We start from the raw sequence: 25013 nt of genomic DNA, 5'->3' as shown, positions 1-25013 counted from the left end.
GTCGCGACGATGATTGACGACGACGAACGGGTCGACCCGCGCTACGACCCGGCCTTCCAGCGCGGGTTCTCGGGACCGGTGGAGCGTCTGAGAGGCGACGAGCGGGCGTTCGCGAAGCCCGGCTCGGGTGCCGCCCCCGGCGCTCCCGCCGCCACGTCCGGAGCCGCCGCTCGTCCCGCGCCCCCGGAGTCGCGCGTGGTCCGCCCCGGCTCCTCGTCCGCGCCGGGACCGCGCCGCATCATGGCACTGCCCGACATCGCCGGAGCCGCCGAGGGCCGGCGGTCGCACCGCCTCGGCGCCGAGACCGCGCCCGCACCCCTGCCGGAGCCGGCCGCCGACCCCGCTCCCGCTGCTCCCGCCGAGCCCGTGCGCGAGGCGCCCCTGCTGCGGAACCCGTGGCTCCTCGTGCTCCTGCTCGCCGGCCTCGCGGGGACCCTGATCGGCCTCGCGCTCCTCTACACCGGCTACTCCTCGCCGCCTCCGCCCTACTACGGCGACTCCGACGTGCCCTCGCCCGCGTGGATCCAGCGGCAGCTCCTCTACTACTCCTGCATCCCCCTGCTGGGCTGCCTGCCGGCGTCGCTGCTGCTGGCGGTCGGAGTGGCCGCGCTGCGGTGGCGCGGCGTCGTCGTGCGGCCCCGCGCCGAGGAGCCGCGCGAGTCCGCGCAGCTCCTCGAGGCCGAGGCTCAGACTCCGGACGCGCCGAAGAGCAGGCCGAGGAGGTAGGTCACCAGGGCCGCGCCGTAGCCGATCCCGAGCTGGCGCAGTGCCCGGGCGAGAGGCGGGGCGCCCGAGAGCAGCCCGACGACCGCGCCGGTGGCGAGCAGGGCGATGCCCACGAGCACGCAGGCGACGACCACCGCGGCGAGCCCCGTCAGGCCGAGCAGGTAGGGCAGCACCGGGATGATCGCGCCCGAGGCGAAGAAGCAGAAGCTCGACAGCGCCGCGCCCATGCCCGTGCCGATCGACTCGTGCTCGTCGACGTCGGGGTCTCCTGCGGGACCGCCCAGCGTGATGGGGGAGGTGACGGCGCCGCCGCGCAGGCCCGTGAAGACGGAGGCGGCACGCGCGTCGGCCTGCTCCTGAGTCATCCCGCGAGCGCGGTAGACCAGGGCGAGCTCGTTCGCGTCGACGTCCAGATCGGGCACGATGCGGTTCGCGTCGAGGTCCGGGCTGGAGGCCGAGAGCAGCTCGCGCTGCGAGCGCACCGAGACGAACTCGCCCGCGCCCATCGAGAGGGCGCCGGCGAGCAGGCCCGCGATGCCCGTGAACAGGACGACGCCCGTCCCGACTCCGCTCGCCCCCACTCCGAGCACGAGGGCGAGGTTCGAGACCAGGCCGTCGTTCGCTCCGAAGACCGCCGCGCGGAACGTCCCGGAGAGGCGGTTGCGACCGCGCTCGGCGAGCCCGCGGACGACCTCGCCGTGGATCCGCTCGTCGGCGGCCATCGCCTCGGTGGCGTCGTCGTCGTCGGCGTAGGGGGAGCGGGCCTCGGCGCGCTGGATCAGGGCGAGGACGAACACGGAGCCGAAACGGCGGGTGAGGAAGCCGAGGAAGCGCGTGCGGAGGTCCGGGCGGGGCGCGGGCTCCGCCGCGGAGCCGAGCAGCTCGCGCCAGTGCTCCTCGTGGCGTCCCTCGGCCACGGCGAGCGCGAGCAGGATCTCCCGCTCCTCGCCGGAGCGGCGGCCGGCGAGGTCGCGGTACACGGAGGCCTCGGCGAGCTCGTCGGCGAGGTAGCGGCGCCAGCGGCGCACCTGTGCGGGACTGGGGGTGGGGGCGGTGGTCGCCATGCGATCTCCTGGCTCAGGTCCGCCGACCCGCGCGAGAGGACCGGTCAGGACGTGCGTCGACTGACCGAAGGTCTCGTTCGCCCCGGCCGGAGCCGGGGTGGAGCGCCGGGCCCGGATCGTCCCGGACCAGCATGTCGACGCGCCTCGTCGTCCGCTCGGCGGACGGTGGGAACTACTCCCCTTCGCGGGGACCACCGTAGCCGAGATCGGAGGAGAACGCCCGGCCGATCCGCGGGCCGTCGGGCGGACGTCCGCCCGGCCCGGGGCCGGAGCGTCGTCGCGGACGCTCGCGCCGGGTCAGAGCGAGGCGGTCGCCCGGGCGGCGCGGCGGGCCTGGCGCTCGTGCTCGGCGTCCAGGAGCGTGCGCGTGGCGGGGACCGCCAGGAACTCGACCATGGTGTCCGTCTCCTCGACGATGCGCTCGGCGCGGTCGAGCGGGTCGGTGCGCAGGAGGCGGCGGGCGGCGGACGCGACGTGCGCCGGCTTCGCCGCCAGGGCGCGCACGCGCTCGTCGACGCGACCGGCGAGGTCGGCGCGCGGCACGACCTCGGTCACGAGCTGCCACTCCAGCGCCTCGGCCGCGCGGACCGGGCGGCCCGACAGCACGAAGTCCAGGGCGCGGCGGCGGCCGACGACGCGGGGGAGCGCGGCGGTGACTCCGACGTCCGGGACGAGCCCGACGTCGCCGTACGCGCTGAGGAAGAGGGCGGCGGGAGTCGCGATCACGATGTCGGCGGCCAGGGCGAAGGCGATGCCGGCGCCGGCGACCATGCCGTCGATCGCGCAGACGACGACGGCGCGGCTGTCCTCGAGCAGGCGGATCACCTGGGCGGTCGTGGTCGCGACGTCGCGCAGGTGGTGGTCCGGGTGCTCGGACCCCATGATCGCCGAGATGTCGCCGCCCGTGCAGAACGCGCGGCCGGCCGCGGCGATCACGATGACGGAGCAGCCGGCGTCGGCGTCGAGGTCGGCGACGGTGCTCAGCAGCAGTCGCGCGGTGCCGAGGTCGATCGCGTTGAGGGCGTCGGGGCGGTTGAGGGTGATCCGGGCGACGGAGCCGTCGCGCTCGAGGACGACGCCGGGAGTCGCGTCGATGAGGGGGGTGGCGTGCATGGAAGAGCCTTCAGGGGAGCAGGGGTGTCGAACGCGGGGGGACGTTCTCGGGGGATGACTCACATTCGCAGCCGTCCGCGCGATCGGATGCCTCCTCGCGGCCGATGCTCAGCCGGCCCCGGGGGTACGCGCGGGCGGCGGCCCGTCCCGGCCCTCCTCTACACTGCTGGGGTGATTGATCCCGTACTTCTGCGCGAGAACCCGGACGTCCTGAAGCGCTCGCAGGAGGCGCGCGGCGACTCCGTCGAGCTGGTCGACGAGGCGCTCGAGGCCGACCGCGTGCGCCGTGCGGCGATCACCGAGGCGGAGCGGCTCCGGGCCGAGCAGAACGCCTTCGGCAAGACCGTCGCCAAGGCTCCGAAGGACGAGAAGGCGGCCCTCGTCGCCGAGGCCCAGCGCCTCGCCGCCGCCGCCAAGCAGGCCCAGCAGGAGGCGTCCGAGGCCGACGACGCCTTCACCGTGCTGGTGAAGCGCATCGCCAACCCGATCATCGAGGGCGTCCCCGCGGGCGGCGAGGAGTCGTTCGAGCTCGTCAGGACGGTCGGCGAGCGCCCCGTCTTCGACTTCGCCCCGCGCGACCACCTCGAGCTCGGCGAGCTGCTGGACGGCATCGACATGCAGCGCGGCGCGAAGGTCAGCGGCGCGCGCTTCTACTTCCTCAAGGGCCTGGTCGCCCGCCTCGAGATCGCGCTGATGAACCTGGGCCTCGAGAAGGCGCTCGCCGCCGGCTTCACCCCGCTGATCACGCCGACCCTCGTGCGCCCCGAGATCATGGACGGCACCGGCTTCCTCGGCGAGCACGACGACGAGGTGTACCGCCTCCGCGACGACGACCTCTACCTCACCGGCACCAGCGAGGTCGCCCTCGCCGGCTACCACGCCGACGAGATCCTCGACCTCTCCGGCGGCGCGAAGCGCTACGCGGGCTGGAGCACCTGCTACCGCCGCGAGGCGGGCTCGGGCGGACGGGACACCCGCGGCATCATCCGCGTGCACCAGTTCAGCAAGCTCGAGATGTTCGTCTACACCCTCCCCGAGGACGCCGAGGCGGAGCACGCGCGCCTCCTCTCGTACCAGGAGGACGTCCTGCAGAGCCTCGGCCTGCACTACCGCGTCATCGACACGGCGGCCGGCGACCTCGGCCAGAGCGCGGCGCGCAAGTTCGACGTGGAGGCGTGGGTCCCCACGCAGGAGACCTACCGCGAGCTGACCTCGACCTCGAACTGCACCACGTTCCAGGCCCGCCGCCTCGACACCCGCTACCGCACCGAGTCGGGGAGGACGGCTCCGGTCGCCACCCTCAACGGCACGCTCGCGACCACCCGCTGGATCGTCGCCCTCCTCGAGACCCACCAGCGGGCGGACGGCTCGGTGCTCGTCCCCGAGGCGCTGCGGCCCCACCTCGGCGGCCTCGAGGTGCTCGAGCCCGTCGCATGAGCGCGGCCCGCGCCTCCGGCCGCCGCCTCGTCGCCCTCGACATCGACGGCACCGTCATGCACGAGGACGGCACCATCACCCGCGCGGTGACGGACGCGATCACCCGCGTGGCCGCCCAGGGCGACGAGGTGATGCTCGCCACCGGGCGCTCGCCCTCCTCCACCCTGCCGGTCGTCGAGCGCCTCGGGATCTCGCCCGAGTACGTGATCTGCTGCAACGGAGCGGTCACGCTCCGCCGGGACGAGTCCGGTGCCTACGTCCCCGAGACGGTCGAGACCTTCGACCCGACGGAGGTCCTGGAGACCATCCGCCGCTCCCTCCCCGACGCGCACTACGCCGTGGAGGACGCGGACGGCGCCTTCTTCTACACCGAGGCGTTTCCGGGCGGTGCCGTGATGGGTGCCGAGACGACCCACGTCCCCTTCGAGGAGCTGCTCGGCCGGCTGTGCACCCGCGTCGTCGTGATCTCGCCCGAGACCGGGATCGAGGAGTTCACCTCGCTGGTCGAGGAGATGGGCCTGCACCAGGTCAGCTACGCGATCGGCTGGACCGCCTGGCTCGACATCGCCCCCCACGGCGTCAACAAGTCCACCGCGCTCGAGGTCGTCCGCGAGGAGCTGGGCATCGAGCGGAGCGACGTGGTCGCGCTGGGCGACGGCCGCAACGACATCGAGATGCTCACCTGGGCCGCCGCCGAGGGCGCAGGGCTCGCGATGGGGCAGGCGCCCGACGAGGTGCGGGCTGTTGCCTCCGCCGTGGTCCCCTCGGTCCACCAGGACGGCGTGGCGGTCGCGCTCTCGGCGCTGCGCTGACGACGGTCCCGCGCGCTCGGCGGTTACTATCGGGTGTCGCTCCTGCGGGAGCGGCCGGGAGGGCTGTCCGAGCGGCCGATGGAGCCAGTCTTGAAAACTGGTGGGCGGAAACGTCTCGTGGGTTCGAATCCCACGCCCTCCGCCACGCCCTCCGCCACGCCGTCCGCCACGCCGTCCGCCACGCCGTCCGCCACGCCGTCCCGTTCTTCGCGTCGCTTCCCGCCGGCGCCTTCCGACGCCCGTCCTGGCGCGCGACGACGGAGGGCCGCCCGCTCTCCTTCGGAACGCGCCAGCCCTCTGTATAGGATTGCGCGACGCCCGGGACCGACGCCCGGCCCTCACCTCCGCACCACTGACGCCTCGACACCGGGAGACGGATGCGCCGCACGGGCCCTTCGACACAGACTCGCGACACTCCGCGCACGCCGCGCCCCTTCGTGCGGCACGGCCGCCAGAAGCGGCACACCCTCGCGCGGACCCTGGTGAAGGGAGCCGCCCTCGTGGGCGGTGTCGGCGTGGTCGCCTCGGTGTCGGTGGTCGCGATCGCGGCGACGCTGATCGTCCAGTCCGTGCAGCCCTCGGTCGACCTGCACCCGGGCGCGGCCGGCTCCAGCGTCGAGGCAGGAGGCGCCCCGGAGATCGGCGCACTGGAGGGCGGCTTCAACGTCCTCGTCGTCGGCAGCGACTCGCGGAAGGGCCAGGGCGACGCCTACGGCGACCCCGATGAGGAGACGAGCGTCCTCAACGACGTCAACATGCTGATGCACGTCTCGGCCGACCACAGCAACGCGACGGTCGTGAGCTTCCCCCGCGACATGTACGTCGACATCCCGGAGTGCGTGAACGCCGCCACGGGTGAGACGATCCCCGCCCGGTACGACACCAAGATCAACGAGGCGATGGGCAGCGACGTCAGCCTCGGCTGCGTGGCGGGGGTCGTCGAGGACCTCATGGGCGTCCGGGTCGACTACGGCGCGGTCGTGCAGTTCAACGGCGTGATCGAGATGTCGAACGCGGTCGGCGGAGTCGACGTCTGCGTCGCGACCGAGATCGCGGACCCCTACACGAACACCTACCTCGAGCCGGGCGTGCACTCGCTCGAGGGCATGGCGGCGCTGCAGTTCCTCCGCAGCCGCCACGGCATCGGCGACGGCAGCGACCTGACCCGCATCAGCAACCAGCAGGTCTTCCTCTCGGCGCTCGTGCGCCGGATCAAGAGCGCGGACACCCTGCTCAACCCGGTCGCGCTCTACGGGCTCGCGAAGGCGGCGCTCGGCAACATGACGCTCTCGACCGGTCTCGACAACGTGAACACGATGGTCCAGATGGGACTCGCGCTGAAGGACGTCGACCTCGCGGACGTCGTCTTCGCGCAGTACCCGACCGGGGCGACTCCGAGCGGAGTGGAGCCGGACCGCGCCGCGGGCGACGTCCTGGCGAGCGCCCTGCAGACCGATCAGCCGATCGCCATCACCGGCGGCACGGGCGCCGGCGCGACCGTGGAGGGCGAGGCGGCGGCCCCGGCCGATACCGCCGCTCCGTCGGGCCCGGCGACCGCGGATCCGCTGGCGACGGCCGCGGCGGCACCCGGCACTCCTGCAGCGACTCCCGAGGTCGGATCCAAGGTTGCCCTGCCAGAATCGGTCACCGGCCAGAGCGCCGACCAGCAGACCTGCTCGGTCGGCTTCTTCGGCTGAGCCGAGGGCGGGCGGCACCACGGGTGCTCTCCACCTCGCGCGCTGACTCCGGGACGACACGCGTCCCGCAGCCGAGAGAGAGTACGACCCGATGAGCGAACGCGCGTCCACCCGGACCACAGCAGCACGGCACGGCCGCCTGCGCCGCCCGAGCGGCGTGCGCTTCGCCGCGCGGATCCTCGCGGCCTGCGTGGGCGTCGGCGTGCTCAGCGCGGTCTGCATCGTGGCGATCGCCGCCTCGCTGATCGCCGGGAGCGCGCGTCCGTCCGTCGACCTAGGGATCGACTCGGGCGGAGGCGACGTGCCCGAGATCGGGGCGATCGAGGGCGGCGTCAACATCCTGCTCGCCGGCAGCGACAGCGCCGACGGATCGGCCGCCGGGGCCTACGGCGAGCGTGCCGAGAACCTCAACGACGTCACGATGCTCATGCACATCTCGGCCGACCACTCGACCGTGGAGGTCGTCAGCTTCCCCCGCGACCTCTACGTCCCGATCCCCTCCTGCACCGACCCGGCCACCGGCGCCGTCTCGGACGCGGTGGACTCGGCGAAGATCAACACCTCGCTCGAGGCCGGCGGGCTGGCGTGCACCGTGCAGACGGTCGAGCAGCTGACCGGGCTCGAGATCCCCTACGCGGCGCTCATCCAGTTCGAGGGCGTCATCGAGATGTCGAACGCGGTCGGCGGAGTCGACGTCTGCGTCGCCACCCCGATCCAGGACGAGTACACGGGGCTGAACCTCGACGCGGGCACGCACACGCTCGTCGGCGCCGAGGCGCTGGCGTTCCTCCGCACCCGGCACGGCGTCGGCGACGGCAGCGACCTCACCCGCATCTCGAGCCAGCAGGTGTACCTCTCATCGCTGGTGCGCAAGGTGAAGAGCGCGTCGACGCTCTCGAACCCGGTGAACCTCTACGGCCTCGCGAAGGCGGCCGTCTCGAACATGCAGCTCTCCACCTCGCTCGAGAACGTGAACACCCTCGTGTCGATCGGCCTCGCGGTGAAGGACGTCGACCTCGCGAACGTGGTCTTCGTGCAGTACCCGACCTTCATCGACGGCAACGGCGTGTACCCGAGCGAGGACGCGGCGTCCGCGCTGAACGCGGCGCTCCTCGCCGACCAGCCGATCGCGCTGAGCGGCACCACCGGCGGCGGCTCGCAGTCGACGGGGGCGGAGCCCGGGGCGACCAACGCTCCGGCGGCCACGGAGTCGCCGGCCACCGACGCCCCCGCGACCGACGCCGCCGCGACGAGCGCACCCGACGGGCCGGTCACCCTCCCGAGCGACGTCTCCGGGCAGACGGCGCAGCAGGAGACCTGCACGATCGGCCGGCCCCTGTCGGACCAGTAGGCGGCTTCCCGCCTTCCCGCGGAGGGGCGGGCGCCCGTGTCGCGAGGCCCTCGCGCGTGCGGTTATGATGGTCGTCGTGCGTCCGCCAGCGGGCGCTCAGGAGTCGTCGCATAGTCCGGTCGAGTGCACCACCCTGCTAAGGTGGAGAACCCTTTATTGGGTTCCGTGGGTTCAAATCCCACCGACTCCGCATCGTCCGAAGGCCCCGCTCAGGCGGGGCCTTCGTCGTTCCCGGCGGTGCCTGTGCCTGCCGCAGTACCGGCGTCTCCCGGCGGTGCCGGTGTCTCCGCAGTGCCGGGTCTCGCGGTGCCGGGTCTCGCGGTGCCGGAGCCTTCCGGCCGGCGCTCCGCCGGTCGCGCGCGGCGACGGCGGCCGATGCGACCCGGCGCCCCGGCCGCCCGGGATCCGCCGCCGATCCGCCGGGCGGGTGCGCTCCCGGAGCGGCTACCCTGATCGGATGCCCAGCCCGATCCTCGACGCCCTGTCCGCTCCTCCCGCGCGGAGGGACGTCGCCTCGATCCGGGGTGCTCTCGCCGAGGTCGCGATCGGCGACTCGGTGCGCGTCCTCGTCCGCTCCCCGCGCTACGGCCTCTACGGGATCGAGGGGGTCGTCCGGCTCGCCGTCGGCGGCGAGCTCGTCGTCGCGGACGTCTTCCTCGGCACGGGGACCGAGATCCAGAGCATCGCCCTGGCTCCGGACGCCGACGAGGTCGGCGGGGAGCGCTCGGCCGAGGGACTCGAGCACGGGGATACGGTGCGCGTGGCGTTCTCGACTCCGGCGCTCGGGTCGTTCACGATCACGGGCCCGCTGACGGCCGGCGGCCGCGACGGGTTCCTCCTCGTCGGCAGCTGGATCGTCGCGGACGGCGGCGAGCCAGGCCGCCACGTCGACCGCATCGAGCGCCTGACGGACGTCGGCGTGCACGAGAAGCACGTCCCCGGGCGCCGCTCCGCGGTCGAGGAGTAGCCCCTCAGCTCTGGCAGTGCGGGCACCAGTAGGTGACCCGCAACTGCAGCTCGTCGTCGCCGAGCTCACCGCGCTCGATCGGAGTGCCGCAGCGCCGGCACGGCTTGCGGTCGCGGCCGTAGACCCAGAGCTGCTGGCCCGGGCGCAGGTTGCCGGTCGTCGTGCGCTCGATCCGCTCGCGGTTCACGGTGATGAGCCGCTTCGCGAGCGCGATGGTGCGCACGAGGTCGCCGCTCCCGCCGACCGGGCGCGTGGGCAGCACGCCGCGCAGGAAGCACAGCTCGGCGCGGTAGACGTTGCCGAGTCCGGCCATGATCCGCTGGTCGAGCAGCGCGAGCCCGATCGGCCGCTCCGGATCGGCGGACAGGCGTCGCAGCGCCTCGTCCACGTCCCAGTCGGCGCCGAGCAGATCGGGGCCGAGATAGCCGACCACGTCCTCCTCGGCCGAGCGCGGGACGATCTCGAGGAGCCCGAGCTCGAAGCCGACCGCCTGCCAGTCCTCGGTCTCGAGGACGATCCGGGCCTGGAACGCCGGCCGGTGCCACTTCGGCCGCTCGCCCTCGCCGCGGGCGTAGAGGTGCCAGCTCCCCTCCATCTTGAGGTGGGAGTGGATCAGCGCGTCGCCGACCCGCATCAGCAGGTGCTTGCCGCGGGGGACGACCTCGTCGATCGTCTCGCCGGTGAGGTCGACCGTCGCGTACTTCGGCACGCGGACGTCGCACCGGGTCAGGACCTCGCCGTCCAGCGCCTCGGCGAGGTTGTGGGCGGATCGGTAGACGGTGTCACCCTCGGGCACGCGGGCTCCCTCCGGCGCTCACGAGCGCATCCTCAGGCCGCGCGGATTCGCGACGAAGCCGGCGGCGACGAGGGCGTCGCCGAAGGGCGTGCCGAGCGCGAAGACGCCGTCGATCTTCTCGACGGTCAGCTTCTCGACCCCGCGGGAGCGGACGAGCTGCGAGAGGGCGCCGGCCGCGTCGGCGAGGGCCGCCTCCTCGGCGGTGAAGGTGAGGGCGGTCTTGCCGCCGCGCTCGAGGTAGACCGCGAGCGCTCCGTCGACGACGGCGACCAGCGCGCCGGCCTTCCGACCGGGGCGGTGCCCCTCGCCCTGCGGCCACGGCAGAGCGGCGCCGAACGGATTGGCGGGGTCGGTCGCCGCCAGCGCGAGCACCGGTCGTGAGCGCTCCTGCGCCTCGTCCTGCGGGGCGAACGTGCGGAGCCGGTCGACGCTGCCGGCGGTGCCGAACTGTGCTGCTCCCAGCTTCTCGATGAAGTAGCCCCTCCGGGCGCGGCCCTGCTGCTCGAAGCCGCTCAGCACCTTGTAGGCGAGGGCGAAGCCGCCCAGGACGCCCTCGGCCTGCACGGAGCCGCGGGTGACGATCCCGTACCGCTCGAGCAGCGTCTCGCCGAGCGCGTGCCCGCGGATCGTCGCGTCCGACTCCGCGAGCGGCACGATCGACCAGCGGCCGCCGGCGGTCGGCGGCCCCACGCGGGTGGCCATCGTGGGGCGGGCGGTCATCCGGCCCCGGGGCGCGCGGGCGCGGGCGGGGGCGCGCGGCTGGCGGTGGGCGCCGCCGGTCGAGCCGACGAGGGTGCGCAGCGGCGCCAGGGTGTCGTTCGTGACGAGCCCGGCCCAGACCAGCTCCCACAGGGCCTCGACGAGGCCCGCGTCGTCGGTGGAGCCGACCGCGTCGGAGAGCTGGCGGAAGAAGTAGCCGCCGCCCGAGCCGAGCACGCCGACGATCTCCTGCTGGAGCTCGGTCAGGGTCACGGACTCGGCGGCGGGGACGGGGAGGGTCAGCCCTGCCGTGTCGGCGAGGTGGAGGCTCACCCAGCCGTCGTTGCCGGGGAGGGTGCCCGCGCCGGCCCAGAGGACCTCGCCGGTCGCGGTGAGCTCGTCGAGCATCGCGGGGGAGTAGTCGCGCACCCGGGCGGGCAGGATCAGCGACTCCCAGGCGGACGCGGGGATGGGCGCGCCGGCCAGCTGGTCGATCACGGAGGCCACGCCGTCGATACCGCGGAGCGAGCCGCCGACGTGCTGCCAGGCGGGGAGGAAGCGGGCGTACGCGGCCGCGTCCACCGGCTCCACCTCCTTGCGGAGCGCGGCGAGAGAGCGGCTGCGCAGGCGGCGCAGCACCTCGGCATCGCACCACTCGGTCCCGGTGCCGGTGGGGCGGAACTCGCCCTCCGAGACGCGGCGCTCGCCCGCGAGGCGGCGCAGGGTGTCGGTGACGACCGCGACTCCGAGGCCCAGGCGGGTGGCGACGGCGGCGGCGGTGAAGGGGCCGTGGGTGCGCGCGTAGCGGGCGACGAGGTCGCCGAGCGGATCGCGGACCGGGTCGATGAAGGCGACGGGGACGCCGATCGGCAGGGGCACGCCGAGAGCGTCGCGGAGCCGGGAGGCGTCCTCCATCGCGGCGTACCGCTGCTCACCGCCGAGGCCCACGGGCAGGACGCGCTTGGCCTTCACGAGCGCGGCCACGTCGGCCTCGAGCACCGCGCGCTCGATCGCGGGCGCCTTCGCGACGTCCGCCGAGGCGACCGACTCGTCGACCAGGCGCTCCCCGAGCTCGTCGAGCGTCAGCGGGCCGAGCAGCCGGAGCAGGTCGGCGGCGCCCTCGAGCCCGCGGAGGCGGCGCTCGGGCTCGACGCGCTGCAGCTCGCGCTCGATCTGCGCGAGGACGGCCGGGTCGAGCAGCTCGCGCAGCTCCGCCCGGCCGAGCAGCTCGCCGAGGAGCGTCGCGTCGACCGAGAGCGCCGCCGCGCGGCGCTCGGCGAGCGGGCTGTCGCCCTCGTACATGAAGGCAGCGACGTAGCCGAAGAGCATGGACCGCGCGAACGGACTGGCGGTCGGCGTCTCGACCTCGAGGATCCGCAGCTCGCGCCCGTCCAGCCGTGCGGCGAGCCGGAGCAGGGCGGGCAGGTCGTAGACGTCCTGGAGGCACTCGCGGACGGTCTCGAGGATGATCGGGAAGGTCGGGTAGGTGCGGGCGACGTCGAGGAGCTGCGCCGCCCGCTGCCGCTGCTGCCAGAGCGGGGAGCGCTTGCCCGGGTTGTACCTCGGGAGCAGGAGCGCCCGCGCCGCGCACTCGCGGAACCGGGCGGCGAAGAGGGCGGAGCCGCCGACCTCGCTCGTGACCAGCTGCTCCAGCTCCTCGCGCTCGAACAGGAACAGCTCGGAGCCCGGCGGCTCCGACTCGGTGTCGGGGATCCGCACGACGATGCCGTCGTCCCCGGCCATCGCCGCTCCGTCGACGCCGTGCCGCTCGCGGACGCGGGCGCCGATGGCGAGCGCCCACGGCGAGTGCACCTGCATCCCGTACGGGGAGTGCAGCACCAGCCGCCAGTCGCCCAGCTCGTCGCGGAAGCGCTCGAGCACGAGGGTGCGGTCGTCCGGGATCTGCCCGGTGGCCAGGCGCTGCTCGTCGAGGAAGGAGAGGAGGTTGTTGGTCGCGTACTCGTCGAGCCCGGCCGCCGTGCAGCGCTCGCGCGCCGTCTCGGGGGCGGCGGCGCCCACCTCGCGGGTGAACGCCCCGATCGCCTCGCCGAGCTCGGCGGGGCGCCCCTGCGAGTCGCCCTTCCAGAACGGGAGGCGCCCGGGCTCGCCGAACGCCGGCGTCACGATCACGCGGTCGTAGGTGATCTCCTGGATGCGCCAGCTGGTGGCTCCGAGCGCGAAGACGTCGCCGACGCGGGACTCGTAGACCATCTCCTCGTCGAGCTCTCCGACGCGGTTGCCGGTCGAGCCCGGCTCGCCGACCATGAACACGCCGAAGAGCCCGCGGTCGGGGATGGTGCCGCCGCTGGTGACGGCGAGGCGCTGGGCGCCGGGCCGGCCGGTGAGCGTGTTCGCGTCGCGGTCCCAGACGAGGCGCGGCCGCAGCTCCGCGAACTGGTCGGAGGGGTAGCGGCCCGAGAGGAGGTCGAGGGTCGCCTCGTAGGCGGAGCGGGGCAGGGACACGAAGGGGGCGCTGCGGCGGACGGTGTCGAACCAGTCGTCCACGTCGAGGCTCTCGAGGGCGGTCGCGGCGACGGTCTGCTGCGCGAGGATGTCGAGCGGGTTCGCGGGGACGGCGATCGCCTCGATCAGGCCCGAGCGCATCCGCTCCGTCGTCACGGCGGAGTGGAGAAGGTCGGCCCGGTGCTTGGGGTAGAAGGACCCGCGCGAGACCTCGCCGACCTGGTGGCCGGCTCGACCCACGCGCTGCAGGGCGCTCGCGACCGAGGGCGGCGTCTCGACCTGGACGACGAGGTCGACGGCGCCCATGTCGATCCCCAGCTCGAGGCTCGAGGTCGCGACCACGCAGCGCAGGCGGCCGGACTTCAGGTCGTCCTCGATGATCGCGCGCTGCTCCTTGCTCACCGAGCCGTGGTGGGCGCGGGCGAGCAGCGGCTCCTCGTCGGGCGCGGACTGCCCGCTGCCGCTCGTGCCCCCGGCCGCTCCCATCGCCTCGGCCGGGGAGCGGCGGACGGAGGAGGAGGCCGCCTCGGCGAGCAGGGCCCCGACGGCGACGGGCTCGCCCGCCTCGCGCGCCCGCTCCGCGGCGAGCTCGCGGCGCTCGGCGTAGATCTCGTTGAGCCGGGCGGTCAGCCGCTCGGCGAGACGGCGGGAGTTCGCGAAGACGATGGAGGAGGTGTGCGCGAGGACCCGGTCGACGATCGACTCCTCGACGTGCGGCCAGATCGACCCGCTCTGCGGACCGGTGGCCCCCATCGTCGATCCGTCCTGCGGAGCCGCCGTCCCCAGCTCGGACATGTCCTCGACCGGGACGACGACGCTGAGGTCCCACTGCTTCTCGGACGCCGGAGCCACGATCGCGACCGGGGAGCGGCCGGCGAGGAACCGGGCCACCTCCTCGCGCGGGCGCACCGTCGCCGAGAGGCCGATGCGCTGCACCGGCTTCGGGAGCAGGGCGTCGAGCCGCTCGAGGGAGACGGCGAGGTGCGCCCCGCGCTTGGTCGACGCGACCGCGTGGACCTCGTCGACGATGACCGTCTCGACGCCGCGGAGCGACTCGCGCGCCGCCGAGGTGAGCATGAGGTAGAGCGACTCGGGGGTCGTGATCAGGATGTCCGGCGGCGTCTTCTGCAGCACGCGCCGCTCGGCGGCGGGCGTGTCTCCCGACCGCACCCCGACGGTGACCGTGGCCGGCGCGCTGCCGATGCCCTCGGCGCTCAGCCGCAGCGCCGTCTGGGTGACGCCGACGAGCGGCGAGCGGAGGTTTCGCTCGACGTCGACGCCGAGAGCCTTCAGCGGCGAGACGTAGAGCACGCGCGTGCGGTGCTGCGGATCCTCCGGCGGCGGGCCCTGCACGAGCCGGTCGATCGCCCAGAGGAAGGCCGAGAGCGTCTTGCCGGAGCCGGTGGGAGCGACCACGAGGGCGTGCGCTCCACTCGAGATGGCCGACCAGGCGCCCTCCTGGGCGGCGGTCGGCGCCGGGAACGCGCCCTCGAACCACGCGCGCGTGGCGGGGGAGAAGCGCTCGAGGACGTCCGGCATGCATCCATCCTCCCTGCCACCTCCGACATTGCCGGGGCCGCGGCCCGGGGGCGAGCCCTTGACGCGGGGGAGCCCGCCCGTCAGGCGAAGCCGAGACGCACGAACGTGCCGATGTCGGCGAGCTCGGCCTGCCCGACTCCGTGGGCGACGCCCTCGTAGACCCGGGCGTCGAGCGCCGTGTGCTCCGGGAACCAGGCCGCCGCGTCCCGCACGAGCTCCTCCGGGATCACCGTGTCGAGCGTCCCGCGGCCCCAGAACACCGGCGGACGCTCGCGGGCGAGCCGCTCGTCCGCGTCGTCGCCCTCGGCGAGCGGGACCACGAACCCGGACAGGGCGACCGCGAAGGCGAAGCGGCCAGGCGCGCGCCGCAGCAGCTGCACCGCCAGCGCGGCGCCCTGGGAGAAGCCCAGCAGCCCCACCGGACCCGGGTGCTCCAAAGCGTCGAGCCACTCGATCACACCCGCCGCCGCCGCCTCGACGGCCTCGGGATCGGCCCGCGGCTCGTCAGGCACCAGCGGCACCCGGAGGGGCCACCACGCGTTCGCCCCGCCGCCCAGGGCGAGAGGCGCCCGGAGGGACGCGAGGACCGGCTCCAGCGGCAGGTAGGCGCCGAGCGAGAACAGGTCCCCCTCGTGCGAGCCGTAGCCGTGCAGCAGCACCAGGAGGGGCCTGCCGACGCGGTCGCGCTCGGAGGAGGACCACAGCACCGCGTTCGCGTCGATTCCCATCGCACCATCATCCCCCTGAGTGCGGGATCGCCGCCGCCGGTCGGAACACCAGCCGCGAAGGGTGAGAATGGCTGCATGAGCGTGCGCACCCCTGACCCGAACTCCGGGTGGCTGTCCGACGACGAACTCGCCGAGATCCGCCGGCGGCTCCCGCTGCTGTACGTGGAGGCCGTGCCCGTCCGGGTCGACGGGCTCGGGCAGGTCACCGAGGTCGGCGTGCTCCTGCGCGCGACCCCCTCCGGCCAGATCACCCGCACGATCGTCTCGGGCCGCGTGATGTACGGCGAGACGCTGCGCGACGCGCTGTTCCGCCACCTCGAGAAGGATCTCGGTCCCATGGCCTTCCCCCTCCTCCCGGCGAGTCCGCTCCCCTTCCACGTCGCCGAGTACTTCCCGATGCCCGGCATGGGACCGTTCACCGACGACCGCCAGCACGCGGTCTCCCTCGCCTACGTCGTCCCCGTCACCGGCACCTGCGACCCCCGCCAGGACGCCCTCGAGCTCACCTGGATGACCCCCGACGAGGCCTGCTCCGACGCGATCTCCGCCGAGATGGAGGGCGGGCGGGGCGCGCTGATCCGCGCCGCGCTCGCTTCCGTCGGCCGCCTGTCCTAGCGGCGCGGATCGGCCGCGGTGCTTCCTGCGCCGATAGCGGCGCGCCGCGGTCGGCTCGCAGGGACAGCAGGCCGGCTGGAGCATCGTGCGTCCGCCTGGACCGATTCGCCGGCACGCGACTCGGCCGTTCGGCTCGTGGATCCGGCATCCACGGGACCTCTGTGACCGGGCGAGGAGAGGCGGCGCCCCTGCCCGACGACGGCGCAGCAGGGGATCGCCTGATCAGGACGCGGTGAGGACTTCCGGAGCTCCCTGCGCGGGACTCCGCTCGAAGAGGTGAAGCGTGAACGACGAAGGGCCGGGGCCCGCGACCAGTAGTCGCGGGCCCCGGCCCTTCGTGATGTCGGCGTCCTGATCAGGACGAGCGTTGACGTGCGATCACCGAACGCTCAGCCCCCGGACCAGCCGCTCCCCGCGAGGCGAACGGTCGATCCGCGTGCGAGCGGATCGGCCTAGCCGGTCGCGACACGCTCTGCGCGTCGCGACCATGCTTGAAGCCGACCGCGGTGCGCCGTTCCGCGGCTGCCCGCGAGGCGAATGGTCGATCCGCGTGCGAGCGGATCGGCCTAGCCGGTCGCGACACGCTCTGCGCGTCGCGACCGTGCTTGAAGCCGACCGCGGTGCGCCGTTCCGCGGCTGCCCGCGAGGCGAACGGTCGATCCGCGTGCGAGCGGATCGGCCTAGCCGGTCGCGACACGCTCTGCGCGCCGCGACCATGCTTGAAGCCGACCGCGGTGCGCCGCTCCGCGGCTGCCCACGAGGCGAACGGTCGATCCGCGTGCGAGCGGATCGGCCTAGCCGGTCGCGACACGCTCTGCGCGCCGCGACCGTCCTTGAAGCCGACCGCGGTGCGCCGCTCCGCGGCGCACAATCGGACTCAGCCCTGCGCGCGGCGGCCGCCGCGGCGGGCGCCGCCGCCGGCGGACTCGCGGGCGGGAGCGGCCGAGGCCGCTCCGCCGGTCGCGGTGCTGTAGAACGAGCGCGATCCGCCCGAGGTCGAGGGGGCGCCGGCGGCCGAGCGGCTGCGGCCTCCGCGGGCGCCGCCGCGGGCGGGTCCCTCGGCGGCGGTGCGGTCGCGGCGGGGGCGGTCGCCTCCGCCGGTCGCGGCACCCGTCGAGCGTCCGCCGCGGGGTGCGGCGGTGCCCTCGGTGCGGGCCGCGCGCTTGCGCTGCGCGTTGGCGCCCTGCGAGCGTCCGCCCTGCGACTGGCCGCGGACGGGCTCGACGGCGGCGCTGGGGGTGACGTACGGAGCGACGTCGCCGACGAGCTTCGCGACGGCGGCCGAGTCGGCCGTCACCTGCTGGGGCGCGACCTGGATCGCGGCCTTGCGGAGGAGGGTCTTCACGTCGCTGCGCTGCGTGGGCAGGACGACGGTGACGACGTCTCCCTCGCTGCCGGCGCGGGCGGTGCGGCCCGAGCGGTGCAGGTACGCCTTGTGCTCCATCGGCGGGTCGACGTGGATGACGAGCTCGACGTCGTCGACGTGCACACCGCGGGCGGCGACGTCGGTGGCGACGAGGACCTTGACGGTGCCGGCGCCGAACGCGGCGAGGTTCCGGTCGCGGGCGACCTGCGAGAGGTTGCCGTGCAGGTCGACCGCGGGGATGCCCTGGCCGGTGAGCTGCTTGGCGAGCTTCTTCGCGTGGTGCTTGGTGCGCATGAAGAGGATGCGGCGGCCGGTGCCGGACGCGAGCGTCTTCACGAGAGCGTTCTTGGCGTCGAGGCCGTCGACCTCGAACACGTGGTGGGTCATCAGCGCGACCGGCGAGTTGGCCTCGTCGACCGAGTGGAGCACCTCGTTCTGGAGGTACTTCTTGACCAGCTTGTCCACGCCGTTGTCGAGCGTCGCGGAGAACAGCAGGCGCTGCCCGCCGCGGGGGGTCTTGTCGAGGATGCGCGTGACGACCGGCAGGAAGCCGAGGTCGGCCATGTGGTCGGCCTCGTCGAGGACGGTGATCTCGACGGCGTCGAGGTTCACGAAGCCCTGCTTCATCAGGTCCTCGAGGCGGCCCGGGCAGGCCACGACGATGTCGACGCCCTGCTTGAGCGCGGCGACCTGGCGCTGCTGCGAGACGCCTCCGAAGATCGTGGTGGTGACGATGCCGTAGGCGTCGGCGAGGGGCTGCATCGCGGCGGTGATCTGCGTGGCGAGCTCGCGGGTCGGCGCGAGGACGAGTCCGAGCGGGCGGCCGGGGCGGCGGCGTCCGCCGGCGAGCGAGCCGCCGAGTCGGGCGATCATCGGGATGGAGAAGGCGAGGGTCTTGCCGGAGCCGGTCTTGCCGCGGCCGAGGACGTCGCGTCCGCCGAGGGTGTCGGGCAGCGTGTCGACCTGGATCGGGAAGGGCTCGGTGATGCCGCTCGCGGTGAGCGCGGCCACGAGGGGGGCCGGCACGCCGAGGGCGCTGAAGGAGAGGGGGGTGTTCGACATGGAGTGGTGCCTTTCGGGGGCATCATGCCGATCGAGGACGCGCGGGCGGTGGCCGGGGCGCGGGTGATCGGCGTTCGGGCGAAGGTGACGGTGGTCACATCCGTTCGCCGTACGATTCGGTGCGCGCGGCCGGGGGCCTCATGCACGTGCGCCAGATGGTCGGGACGGATCCTCGACGGTCAGAGTCCTAGGGGACAAGGGGCGTTCTACGACGCGGGGGAGCGCAGTCGCTGCGCTCGCACCATCCCACTCTAGTGGATGCCGATCCATCCGCGCATCGCGGCCTGCACGCGGGAGCCGTCGCGGTCGCTCAGCTTGGTCCCGACGAAGTCGCCCGCCCAGTCCGAGGTCTGCACGCGGAAGGCCGGCTCCGGGTCGCGCAGGGTCTTCAGGATGACGGCGGCGACGTCGGACGGGTCCTGCGCGTGGGTCGAGGAGAAGGACGACGCGGCGCGGTCGAGGTAGGCGCCGAGCGCCGGCGAGTAGGGGCCGGCTTGCGCGAGCATCGCCGCCGCGTCGATGCCGACGTTCTCGACGAAGCTGCTGCGGACCGCTCCCGGCTCGATCAGCGACACGTGGACGCCGACGGAGGCGGCGACCGGGGCGAGCGCCTCGAAGAACCCCTCGACCGCGAACTTCGCCGCGCAGTAGTCCTCGTTGAACGGCTGCCCGATCGCGCCGCCGACGCTCGAGACGGTGACGATGCGACCGCGGGACGAGCGCAGCATCGGCATCGCGGCGCGGGTGACCGCGACGGTGCCGAAGAAGTTGACCTCCATCACGCGGCGCAGCTCCTCCGGATCCTCCAGCTCGAGGGTGCCGAGGTGGCCGGCTCCGGCGTTGTTCACGAGGGCGTCGAGACCGCCGAGCTCCTCCTCCACGGCGCGGAGGCAGCCGGCGACGGAGTCCGCGTCGGTCAGGTCGAGCGCCCGCAGGTCGAGCTCGACGCGGGCCTCGGCGGCGGCGGCGTGCAGGCCCTCCGCCCGCTCCGGATCCCGCACGGTGGCGACCACCCGCCAGCCCGCGCGCGCGGCCTCGATCGCTGTGGCGCGGCCGATGCCGGTGGAGGTTCCGGTGACGAGGAGGACGGGACGGGGCATGCGGCTTTCCTGCTTTCCGGCGCACGACGGCGCCGCCCGGAGGCTATCGGCCGCCCCTCCGAGAACGTCCAGGGTCGGTGTCAGCCCCGGTAGCGCTCGCCGACCGGCACCTCGACCGGCAGCCGGTTGCCCGCCTGGGCGAGCGGGCAGGCCCAGGCCGGGTCGTAGGCGCAGGAGGGGTTGTAGGCGAAGTTGAAGTCGAGCACCAGCGTCCCCGGGGCGGAGCCCGGGCCGAGGTCGGCGCCCTTCACGGTGTCCAGGAGGTAGCGGCCGCCGCCGTAGGTGCCGCCGGGTGTCCCCGCGAGGGCGTCCTTGACCGGCAGGAACAGGCCTCCGCCGTAGGACGCCAGGCGCCAGACGTCGAGGCTGCCGGTGTCCGGCACCTCGACCGTGCCGATCAGCTCGAAGGGCACGGTGCCGTCGGTGCCGGTCTCCACGTCCATCCGCCGCGCCTCCTCGGCCGGGGCCACCTCGAGCTCGAAGCGCCAGGCCGCGTCGTAGGGCGCGATCGGCAGCGAGCGGAAGTGCGCGCGGTCGGCCGGGAGGAGGGGGGTGGAGGGGTGCTGCGCGAAGAGCGCGTTGCGCCCGCGGATCCAGGACGCGTGCGCGGCGAGCAGGTCCACGTTCGAGAGCCGGCGCACCTCCGCGTAGAGGGCCTGGACGTGGCGGCGCCAGTCCGACACCTCGACCGCCGTCGTGAGGCGGCGGCGGGGCGAGACGCCGTCGTCGTCCTGCTCCTCCTCGTCGGCGGAGGGCCACTGGAGGCGCAGGAGCTCCGAGCGCGACAGCTCGGTCTCCTCCTCGGCGACGCCGTCGGGGCTCATGCGGCGGACTCCCCGCGCGGGCGGGTGTCGGCACCGAGATCGTGGCGCCAGGACGGGGCGAGGGAGCGGATGCGGATGCCGCGCCACTGCCAGAACGCCCACATCGAAGGCCAGAGCGCGGCCGAGGCGAGACCCGCCGAGAACTCGAGGCGGTCGCGGAAGAGCGTGCGCCCGTCAGGGAGCGGGGCCACGGCCATGCGGTGGTCCCACGCGGTGATGAGGCGGAGGGAGCCCGTGAGGGGCCCGCCGCTGTCGCGCAGGATCCGCACGTCGGGCATCGAGGGGACGCGGCGGTAGGAGAGGTCGATCTCCTGTGCGCCCATCGGCACGATCCCGAGGGCGTCCATCGCGACCTCGTGGGAGCCGAGCCCCCAGGTCGGGCGGAAGCCGCCCTCGTCCAGCGACGCGGCGGTCAGGAGCGGGGACATCACCTCCCGGAACACGGCCGGACTCTGCAGGGCGCGCCAGGCGGAGTCGGCGTCGGTGTCGAGCACGTGCTTGAGCATCACCTTCACGAGGGACATCCTCCTCCGCCCGCCCCTGCGCGGGAACCGGGTGCGCGCGGAGCCCCGGACGTGTATGCGCCTCCGGTGCTCGCTACCGTGTCAGGGTGACCGCTCCCGCCGCCTCCGTCGACCAGTCGACCTACCAGATCCGCTTCGAGTGGGGGGCCCGCGCCCTCCGTGTGCTCGCCCCCGCCCACGTCACGGTGCTCGTCGACGCTCTGCCCGGAGGCGAGAGCCCCGACCTCGGGGGAGTGGAGGGCCGCGTCGTCCGCGCGGGCCTGGCCGACCGCTCGGCCGTCGCCCGCTGGATCCTGGAGCGCCAGCACGAGAACGGCGGGCGCACCAGCGTCAACGTGATCGCCCTCGGCGACATCGATGACAGCGGAGCGGCGCGGTTCGCGATGGAGGACCAGCTGGCGGCCGGCGCCGTCGTCGACGCGCTCATCGGGCTGGGCATCGACCACGTCTCGCCCGAGGCCGCGGTGGCCTGCGCGTCCTACGAGGGCCTGCGCCGGGCGTGCGCGCATCTGCTCACCGCGTCCGAGTCCGGCCGCCTGCTCGCCGCCGAGGGGCGGGCGGACGAGGTCCGGGCCGCTGCCCGGGTCGACACCGTCGACGAGGTGGCGGTCCTCCGCTGACCCGCCGCTCCGGCGGGCGCGGCCTCCGAGAGGTGCAGGGCGTCCGCGGAGCGCACAAGCCCCTGCGGATCCGAGCCGCCGCCTCGACCACTCGCCCGCCCCCGGCGTAGCGTTCGGCGGAGGCGGTCCCTCCGCCCCCCCGCCCCGACCGAAAGCTGGCCCGCATGAAAGCCGTCCTCAACGACGTCGTCCTCGCCGACGCCCCCGACTCCGACCTGATCTCGATCGAGGGCAACTGGTACTTCCCGCCGTCGAGCATCGCCGAGGGCGTGCTCGTCGAGAGCCCCACGCCCTACACCTGCCCGTGGAAGGGCGAGTGCCAGTACTTCTCGGTGCAGACCGGCGACGGCCTGCAGAAGGACAAGGCCTGGTCGTACCCGCACCCCTACCCGACGGCGTTCGACCGCGTCGGCAAGGACTTCTCGGGCTACGTCGCCTTCGACCGCTCGGTCCGCGTCTCCGACTGACCCGTCCCGCCGCGGCGCCGCTCCCGGTGCCGCGGCGGTGCGTCAGCCGCGCGGGGCGGCGGCGCGCGCCCGGTACGCCCGGACCTTCGACCGGTTCCCGCAGCGCTGCATCGAGCACCAGCGCCGCGAGCCGGCGCGGGACGTGTCGAGGTAGAGCATCCGGCACTCCGGATCCGCGCAGCGCCTCAGCCGTCCGGCCACGGCCGGGCCCAGCAGCCCCACGGCCTCCCGGGCGATGGACGCGAGCGCCTGCCTGCCCGCCGCGTGGAGCCGTCCTGCCTGCCGCGACCCTCCGCCCAGCACCGGTGGGATGTCGGGCATCGCCGCGACCAGGTTGACCACGTCGACGTCGCGCGGGTCGAGCGCGGTGCCCGCCTCGGCCGCGACGGCCAGCCGGGCGATCGCGCCTCGGAGCATCAGCGCGTCGTCGAGGCGCGCGTCCCGGCTCTCGGGGACGACCGCCTCGAAGCGCTCGGCGAGCCAGGCGGCCAGGGCGGCATCGGAGTCGAGGTGCTCGGCCGCTCCCGGAGGCAGTGCTCCGGTCGTGGCGAAGTCGAGTGCGAGGCTTCCGGAGTCGAACCACCAGCGCCGGCCGTCGGCCTCGGGGAGCCACTGCCCGGTGACCGGCGTGCGGCCGCCGTGAGAGGCCTCGTCCGGGGTCACGGCGCCGGGACCGGTCGGCGCCGCCACTGGATCGCGTTCGCGGCCTCGAACCGGCGCGCGCAGCGGCCGCAGGCCAGGGGCCGGGTGGGCCGGCGATGGCGGTAGAAGAGGTGTCCGCCCGGGCAGGTGCCGACCCACGGCGCGAGCTCGTCCGCGGTCGGGTTGCTGTGGGTGCGCGATCCCGTGTAGCCGAGCCGCGCCGCGATCCGCCGCCACTGCGGTCCGTGCCCGGCGTCGGGCCCCGCGAGCGCGTGAGCGACCTCGTGCAGGAGTGTCTGCCGGACCTCCTCGTCGCTCCAGCGGGCGGCGAGGTGGCGCGAGACCGTGATCCGGCGGCGCGTCCAGTGGCAGGCGCCGCCGCGGGTGCGCGCGTGGTCGAGCGCGAAGGACCAGGAGGGGTCGAGGTGCTCCTCGATCAGCGCGTCGGCCCAGCGGGCCACGTCCTCGAGGTCGGCCACCGGTGGCGCTTCCTAGGACTCGTCGCCGTCGCCGTCGGCGCGGCGGCGGCCGCGGGCGGTGCCGTCGGTGCGGGCTTCGCGGTCGGTCCCGTCCTGGAACTCGGAGGCGGCGGCGTAGCCCAGGCGCGCGACCTCGAGCTCCTCCTCGGGGACCCCGACGCGCTCGCCGAGCGCGGTCGCGGCGTCGAAGTCGCGCATCGCCCGGCCGTACTCGCCCAGCTCGAAGAAGGTGAGGCCGCGGTGCTTGAGCGCGAAGGAGTGCTCGAGGTGCCACTCGTGCGTGCGCGCCTCCTCGACGCAGAGCGCGAGCTCCGAGAGGGCCTCGTCGGTGCGGCCCCGCAGCTGCATGAGGCGGGCGCGGCGGACGCGGGCGGTGAGCAGCTCGGCGCGGTCGCCGGAGAAGCGGGTGCGGCGGACGGCCTCGTTCGCGAGGTCCCACGCCTCGTCGACGCGCCCGAGCAGGCGCAGCAGCTCCGCCTTCTCGGTGAGCGCGGCGAGGCTGCGCAGCGCGCCGATCTCCTCCAGGCGCTCCTGGGCGGCGTCGACGTCGATCTCCTCGTGGAGGGTCGCGGGGTCGTGGCGGATGATGATGCTCAGGGCGATGCTTCCTCGTGGAGTGCGGATCCGGATCGTCGCGCGCGGCGGACGAGAGGACGGTCGGGGTCGCTGACCCCGGCGTCGAGTGTACCGGCGGGTCCCCGGACGGCGCCCCGACGCGCGGCCCGGGTCAGCCCCGTCGCACCTGGAAGATGCTCCGCGCCGGCAGCGGCGACGGGGTGGCGGTCTCGTCCGTGACGACGAGGGCGCCGGCGATGAAGTTCTCGAGCTCCCGCCCCTGCACCAGCTTGGAGGGCGCGGGGTCGGAGGCGAGGCGCCGCGGCAGGCCGTCGAGCGGCAGCGGATCGGCCGAGGCGAGCATCACCACGTTCCCGAAGCGCTTGGCCTTGAGCATCTGGGTGTCGGTCATGATCGCGGTGTGCGCGAAGACGGAGGCGAGCGTCGCGGCCTGGCCGCGGGCGAAGGCGAGCGCGCCGCCGTCGGCCACGTTCACCGCGACCAGGCCGCCGGGGGCGAGCAGCGGCGCGATCGCCCCGTAGAACTCGGCGCTGGTCACGTGCGCGGGAGTGCGCGCGCCCGAGAAGATGTCGACGACGACCACGTCGACCGTGCCGCGCAGCCCGGGCGGCAGCTTGCCGAGCACCTCGCGGGCGTCGCCCGGGCGGATGCGGATCTGCGCCCCGCGGGGGAGCGGGAGCGCCTCGCGCACCAGCTCGACCAGAGCGCCCTCGATCTCGACGACCTGCTGGCGCGAGCCCGGCCGGGTCGCGGCGACGTAGCGGGGGAGGGTCAGCGCTCCGGCGCCCAGGTGGAGCGCCGTGACGCTCTCGCCCTCGGGGGCGACGAGGTCGATCGCGTGGCCGATCCGGCGGACGTACTCGAACGAGAGGTGCGTCGGATCCGCGAGGTCGACGTGCGACTGCGGAGTGCCGTCGACGACCAGGGTCGCCGCCTCGGGCGAGTGGCGGTCGGGCTCGATCCGCGCGGTGTACCCGCTGGCGAGCACGGCGCGGGGGTGCTCGGAGTCGTCTCCGCGTCGGCGGCCGGTGCGTTCCTGCATCCGACCAGTCTGCCGCGGCGGCGGGACGGCGGGGCTCCGCGCCCGGCCCGGTCGGATCGATCCGGGAGGCCGTGGCCTCGTATACCGGACCCCGCGGGGCGGCGCAAGCATCCGCACTTGCGCGGCGTGGCGCGATGCGGCTATATTCGTACTTTGCGCTCCCGAGTACCCATGCCCTCATATCGCGGTCGGCAGGTCACCGGAACCCGGCATCAGATGGTGGATGCCGTTGCCACACTCTAGCCCCGCCCCCAAGACCGAGTCGCCTCGGTCCGCACGGCGTGCGGGCAGGGGTGGCGGCCCG

22 protein-coding genes and 2 tRNA genes are annotated in these 25013 nt (G+C 74.3%); 11 read left to right on the top strand and 13 right to left on the bottom strand.

Features of this window, described 5'->3' with window-relative positions:
- Nucleotides 1–9 precede the first annotated feature (9 nt).
- The gene (locus C5C74_RS05780) at nt 10–726 is read left to right on the top strand and encodes a hypothetical protein (protein ID WP_104351136.1); all 717 of its coding nucleotides are present in this window, start codon (nt 10–12) and stop codon (nt 724–726) included.
- Here the strand turns inward: C5C74_RS05780 and C5C74_RS05775 are convergent.
- Nucleotides 687–1790, bottom strand: a complete 1104-nt coding sequence (locus C5C74_RS05775; protein ID WP_104224963.1) for a VIT1/CCC1 family protein — start codon at nt 1788–1790, stop codon at nt 687–689. The genes C5C74_RS05780 and C5C74_RS05775 overlap by 40 nt on opposite strands.
- Before the next feature lie 297 nt (nt 1791–2087).
- Nucleotides 2088–2903, bottom strand: a complete 816-nt coding sequence (locus C5C74_RS05770; RefSeq protein ID WP_104340075.1) for an enoyl-CoA hydratase/isomerase family protein — start codon at nt 2901–2903, stop codon at nt 2088–2090.
- A 171-nt stretch (nt 2904–3074) separates the two neighbouring features.
- On the opposite strand from C5C74_RS05770, the gene serS reads away from it, so the two are divergent.
- The 7 genes from serS to C5C74_RS05730 all read left to right on the top strand — a co-directional run bounded on the left by serS (nt 3075) and on the right by C5C74_RS05730 (nt 9167).
- Nucleotides 3075–4340 (top strand): serine--tRNA ligase, encoded by a 1266-nt coding sequence (serS, locus tag C5C74_RS05765; RefSeq protein ID WP_104233941.1) that lies wholly within the window; start codon nt 3075–3077, stop codon nt 4338–4340.
- A complete protein-coding gene (locus C5C74_RS05760; RefSeq protein ID WP_104224966.1) occupies nt 4337–5152 on the top strand; it encodes an HAD family hydrolase in 816 nt (271 codons plus the stop codon). The genes serS and C5C74_RS05760 overlap by 4 nt, the downstream gene beginning before the upstream one ends.
- Before the next feature lie 57 nt (nt 5153–5209).
- A tRNA-Ser gene (locus tag C5C74_RS05755) sits at nt 5210–5297 on the top strand.
- Nucleotides 5298–5634: 337 nt separating this feature from the next.
- A complete protein-coding gene (locus C5C74_RS05745; RefSeq protein WP_258064104.1) occupies nt 5635–6849 on the top strand; it encodes an LCP family protein in 1215 nt (404 codons plus the stop codon).
- A 91-nt stretch (nt 6850–6940) separates the two neighbouring features.
- Nucleotides 6941–8200, top strand: a complete 1260-nt coding sequence (locus tag C5C74_RS05740) for an LCP family protein (protein ID WP_104351133.1) — start codon at nt 6941–6943, stop codon at nt 8198–8200.
- 99 nt (nt 8201–8299) lie between these two features.
- Nucleotides 8300–8390 (top strand) — tRNA-Ser (locus C5C74_RS05735).
- Nucleotides 8391–8657: 267 nt separating this feature from the next.
- Nucleotides 8658–9167, top strand: a complete 510-nt coding sequence (locus tag C5C74_RS05730; protein ID WP_104351132.1) for a hypothetical protein — start codon at nt 8658–8660, stop codon at nt 9165–9167.
- A 4-nt stretch (nt 9168–9171) separates the two neighbouring features.
- Here the strand turns inward: C5C74_RS05730 and C5C74_RS05725 are convergent, their stop codons facing one another.
- The 3 genes from C5C74_RS05725 to C5C74_RS05715 all read right to left on the bottom strand — a co-directional run bounded on the left by C5C74_RS05725 (nt 9172) and on the right by C5C74_RS05715 (nt 15392).
- Complete coding sequence (locus tag C5C74_RS05725) at nt 9172–9963, bottom strand: DNA-formamidopyrimidine glycosylase family protein (RefSeq protein ID WP_104351131.1); 792 nt, start codon at nt 9961–9963, stop codon at nt 9172–9174.
- A gap of 18 nt (nt 9964–9981) precedes the next feature.
- Nucleotides 9982–14664, bottom strand: coding sequence for an ATP-dependent helicase (locus tag C5C74_RS05720; RefSeq protein WP_104351130.1), 4683 nt, complete (start codon nt 14662–14664; stop codon nt 9982–9984).
- A gap of 80 nt (nt 14665–14744) precedes the next feature.
- Nucleotides 14745–15392, bottom strand: a complete 648-nt coding sequence (locus tag C5C74_RS05715; protein ID WP_104250889.1) for an alpha/beta hydrolase — start codon at nt 15390–15392, stop codon at nt 14745–14747.
- A 75-nt stretch (nt 15393–15467) separates the two neighbouring features.
- Here C5C74_RS05715 and C5C74_RS05710 point away from each other — a divergent pair, with 75 nt between their 5' ends.
- Complete coding sequence (locus tag C5C74_RS05710; protein ID WP_104225113.1) at nt 15468–16007, top strand: NUDIX hydrolase family protein; 540 nt, start codon at nt 15468–15470, stop codon at nt 16005–16007.
- An 877-nt stretch (nt 16008–16884) separates the two neighbouring features.
- Here the strand turns inward: C5C74_RS05710 and C5C74_RS05705 are convergent.
- The 4 genes from C5C74_RS05705 to C5C74_RS05690 form a co-directional block, all read right to left on the bottom strand.
- On the bottom strand, nt 16885–18435 hold the full coding sequence (locus C5C74_RS05705) for a DEAD/DEAH box helicase (RefSeq protein WP_104309789.1): 1551 nt from the start codon (nt 18433–18435) through the stop codon (nt 16885–16887).
- 251 nt (nt 18436–18686) lie between these two features.
- A complete protein-coding gene (locus tag C5C74_RS05700) occupies nt 18687–19535 on the bottom strand; it encodes an SDR family oxidoreductase (protein ID WP_104351129.1) in 849 nt (282 codons plus the stop codon).
- 80 nt (nt 19536–19615) lie between these two features.
- Entirely contained in the window at nt 19616–20359 is a 744-nt protein-coding gene (locus C5C74_RS05695) for a DUF1684 domain-containing protein (RefSeq protein WP_104226769.1), read from the bottom strand.
- Complete coding sequence (locus C5C74_RS05690; RefSeq protein ID WP_244248113.1) at nt 20356–20883, bottom strand: hypothetical protein; 528 nt, start codon at nt 20881–20883, stop codon at nt 20356–20358. Before C5C74_RS05690 ends, C5C74_RS05695 begins: the two co-directional genes overlap by 4 nt.
- A gap of 86 nt (nt 20884–20969) precedes the next feature.
- Between C5C74_RS05690 and C5C74_RS05685 the strand changes: the two genes are divergently transcribed.
- Together C5C74_RS05685 and C5C74_RS05680 are read left to right on the top strand one after the other, a co-directional pair.
- On the top strand, nt 20970–21503 hold the full coding sequence (locus C5C74_RS05685; RefSeq protein WP_104292493.1) for a 2-phosphosulfolactate phosphatase: 534 nt from the start codon (nt 20970–20972) through the stop codon (nt 21501–21503).
- A 164-nt stretch (nt 21504–21667) separates the two neighbouring features.
- Entirely contained in the window at nt 21668–21970 is a 303-nt protein-coding gene (locus C5C74_RS05680; RefSeq protein ID WP_104224584.1) for a DUF427 domain-containing protein, read from the top strand.
- 42 nt (nt 21971–22012) lie between these two features.
- Here the strand turns inward: C5C74_RS05680 and C5C74_RS05675 are convergent, their stop codons facing one another.
- From C5C74_RS05675 to C5C74_RS05660, 4 genes are all read right to left on the bottom strand, one after another.
- Nucleotides 22013–22633 (bottom strand): CGNR zinc finger domain-containing protein, encoded by a 621-nt coding sequence (locus tag C5C74_RS05675; protein ID WP_104351139.1) that lies wholly within the window; start codon nt 22631–22633, stop codon nt 22013–22015.
- Nucleotides 22630–23091, bottom strand: coding sequence for a SprT-like domain-containing protein (locus tag C5C74_RS05670; protein ID WP_104263210.1), 462 nt, complete (start codon nt 23089–23091; stop codon nt 22630–22632). The genes C5C74_RS05675 and C5C74_RS05670 overlap by 4 nt, the downstream gene beginning before the upstream one ends.
- A 12-nt stretch (nt 23092–23103) precedes the next feature.
- Nucleotides 23104–23439, bottom strand: a complete 336-nt coding sequence (locus C5C74_RS17310; protein WP_181134650.1) for a hypothetical protein — start codon at nt 23437–23439, stop codon at nt 23104–23106.
- 379 nt (nt 23440–23818) lie between these two features.
- Nucleotides 23819–24709 (bottom strand): spermidine synthase, encoded by an 891-nt coding sequence (locus C5C74_RS05660; RefSeq protein ID WP_104351128.1) that lies wholly within the window; start codon nt 24707–24709, stop codon nt 23819–23821.
- Between the last annotated feature and the right edge of the window lie 304 nt (nt 24710–25013).

The organism is Rathayibacter sp. AY1E8, from assembly GCF_002931415.1.
Lineage (GTDB): Bacteria > Actinomycetota > Actinomycetes > Actinomycetales > Microbacteriaceae > Rathayibacter.
Note: the sequence above shows the minus strand (reverse complement) of the source record. Positions and strands in the feature narration are given on the sequence as shown.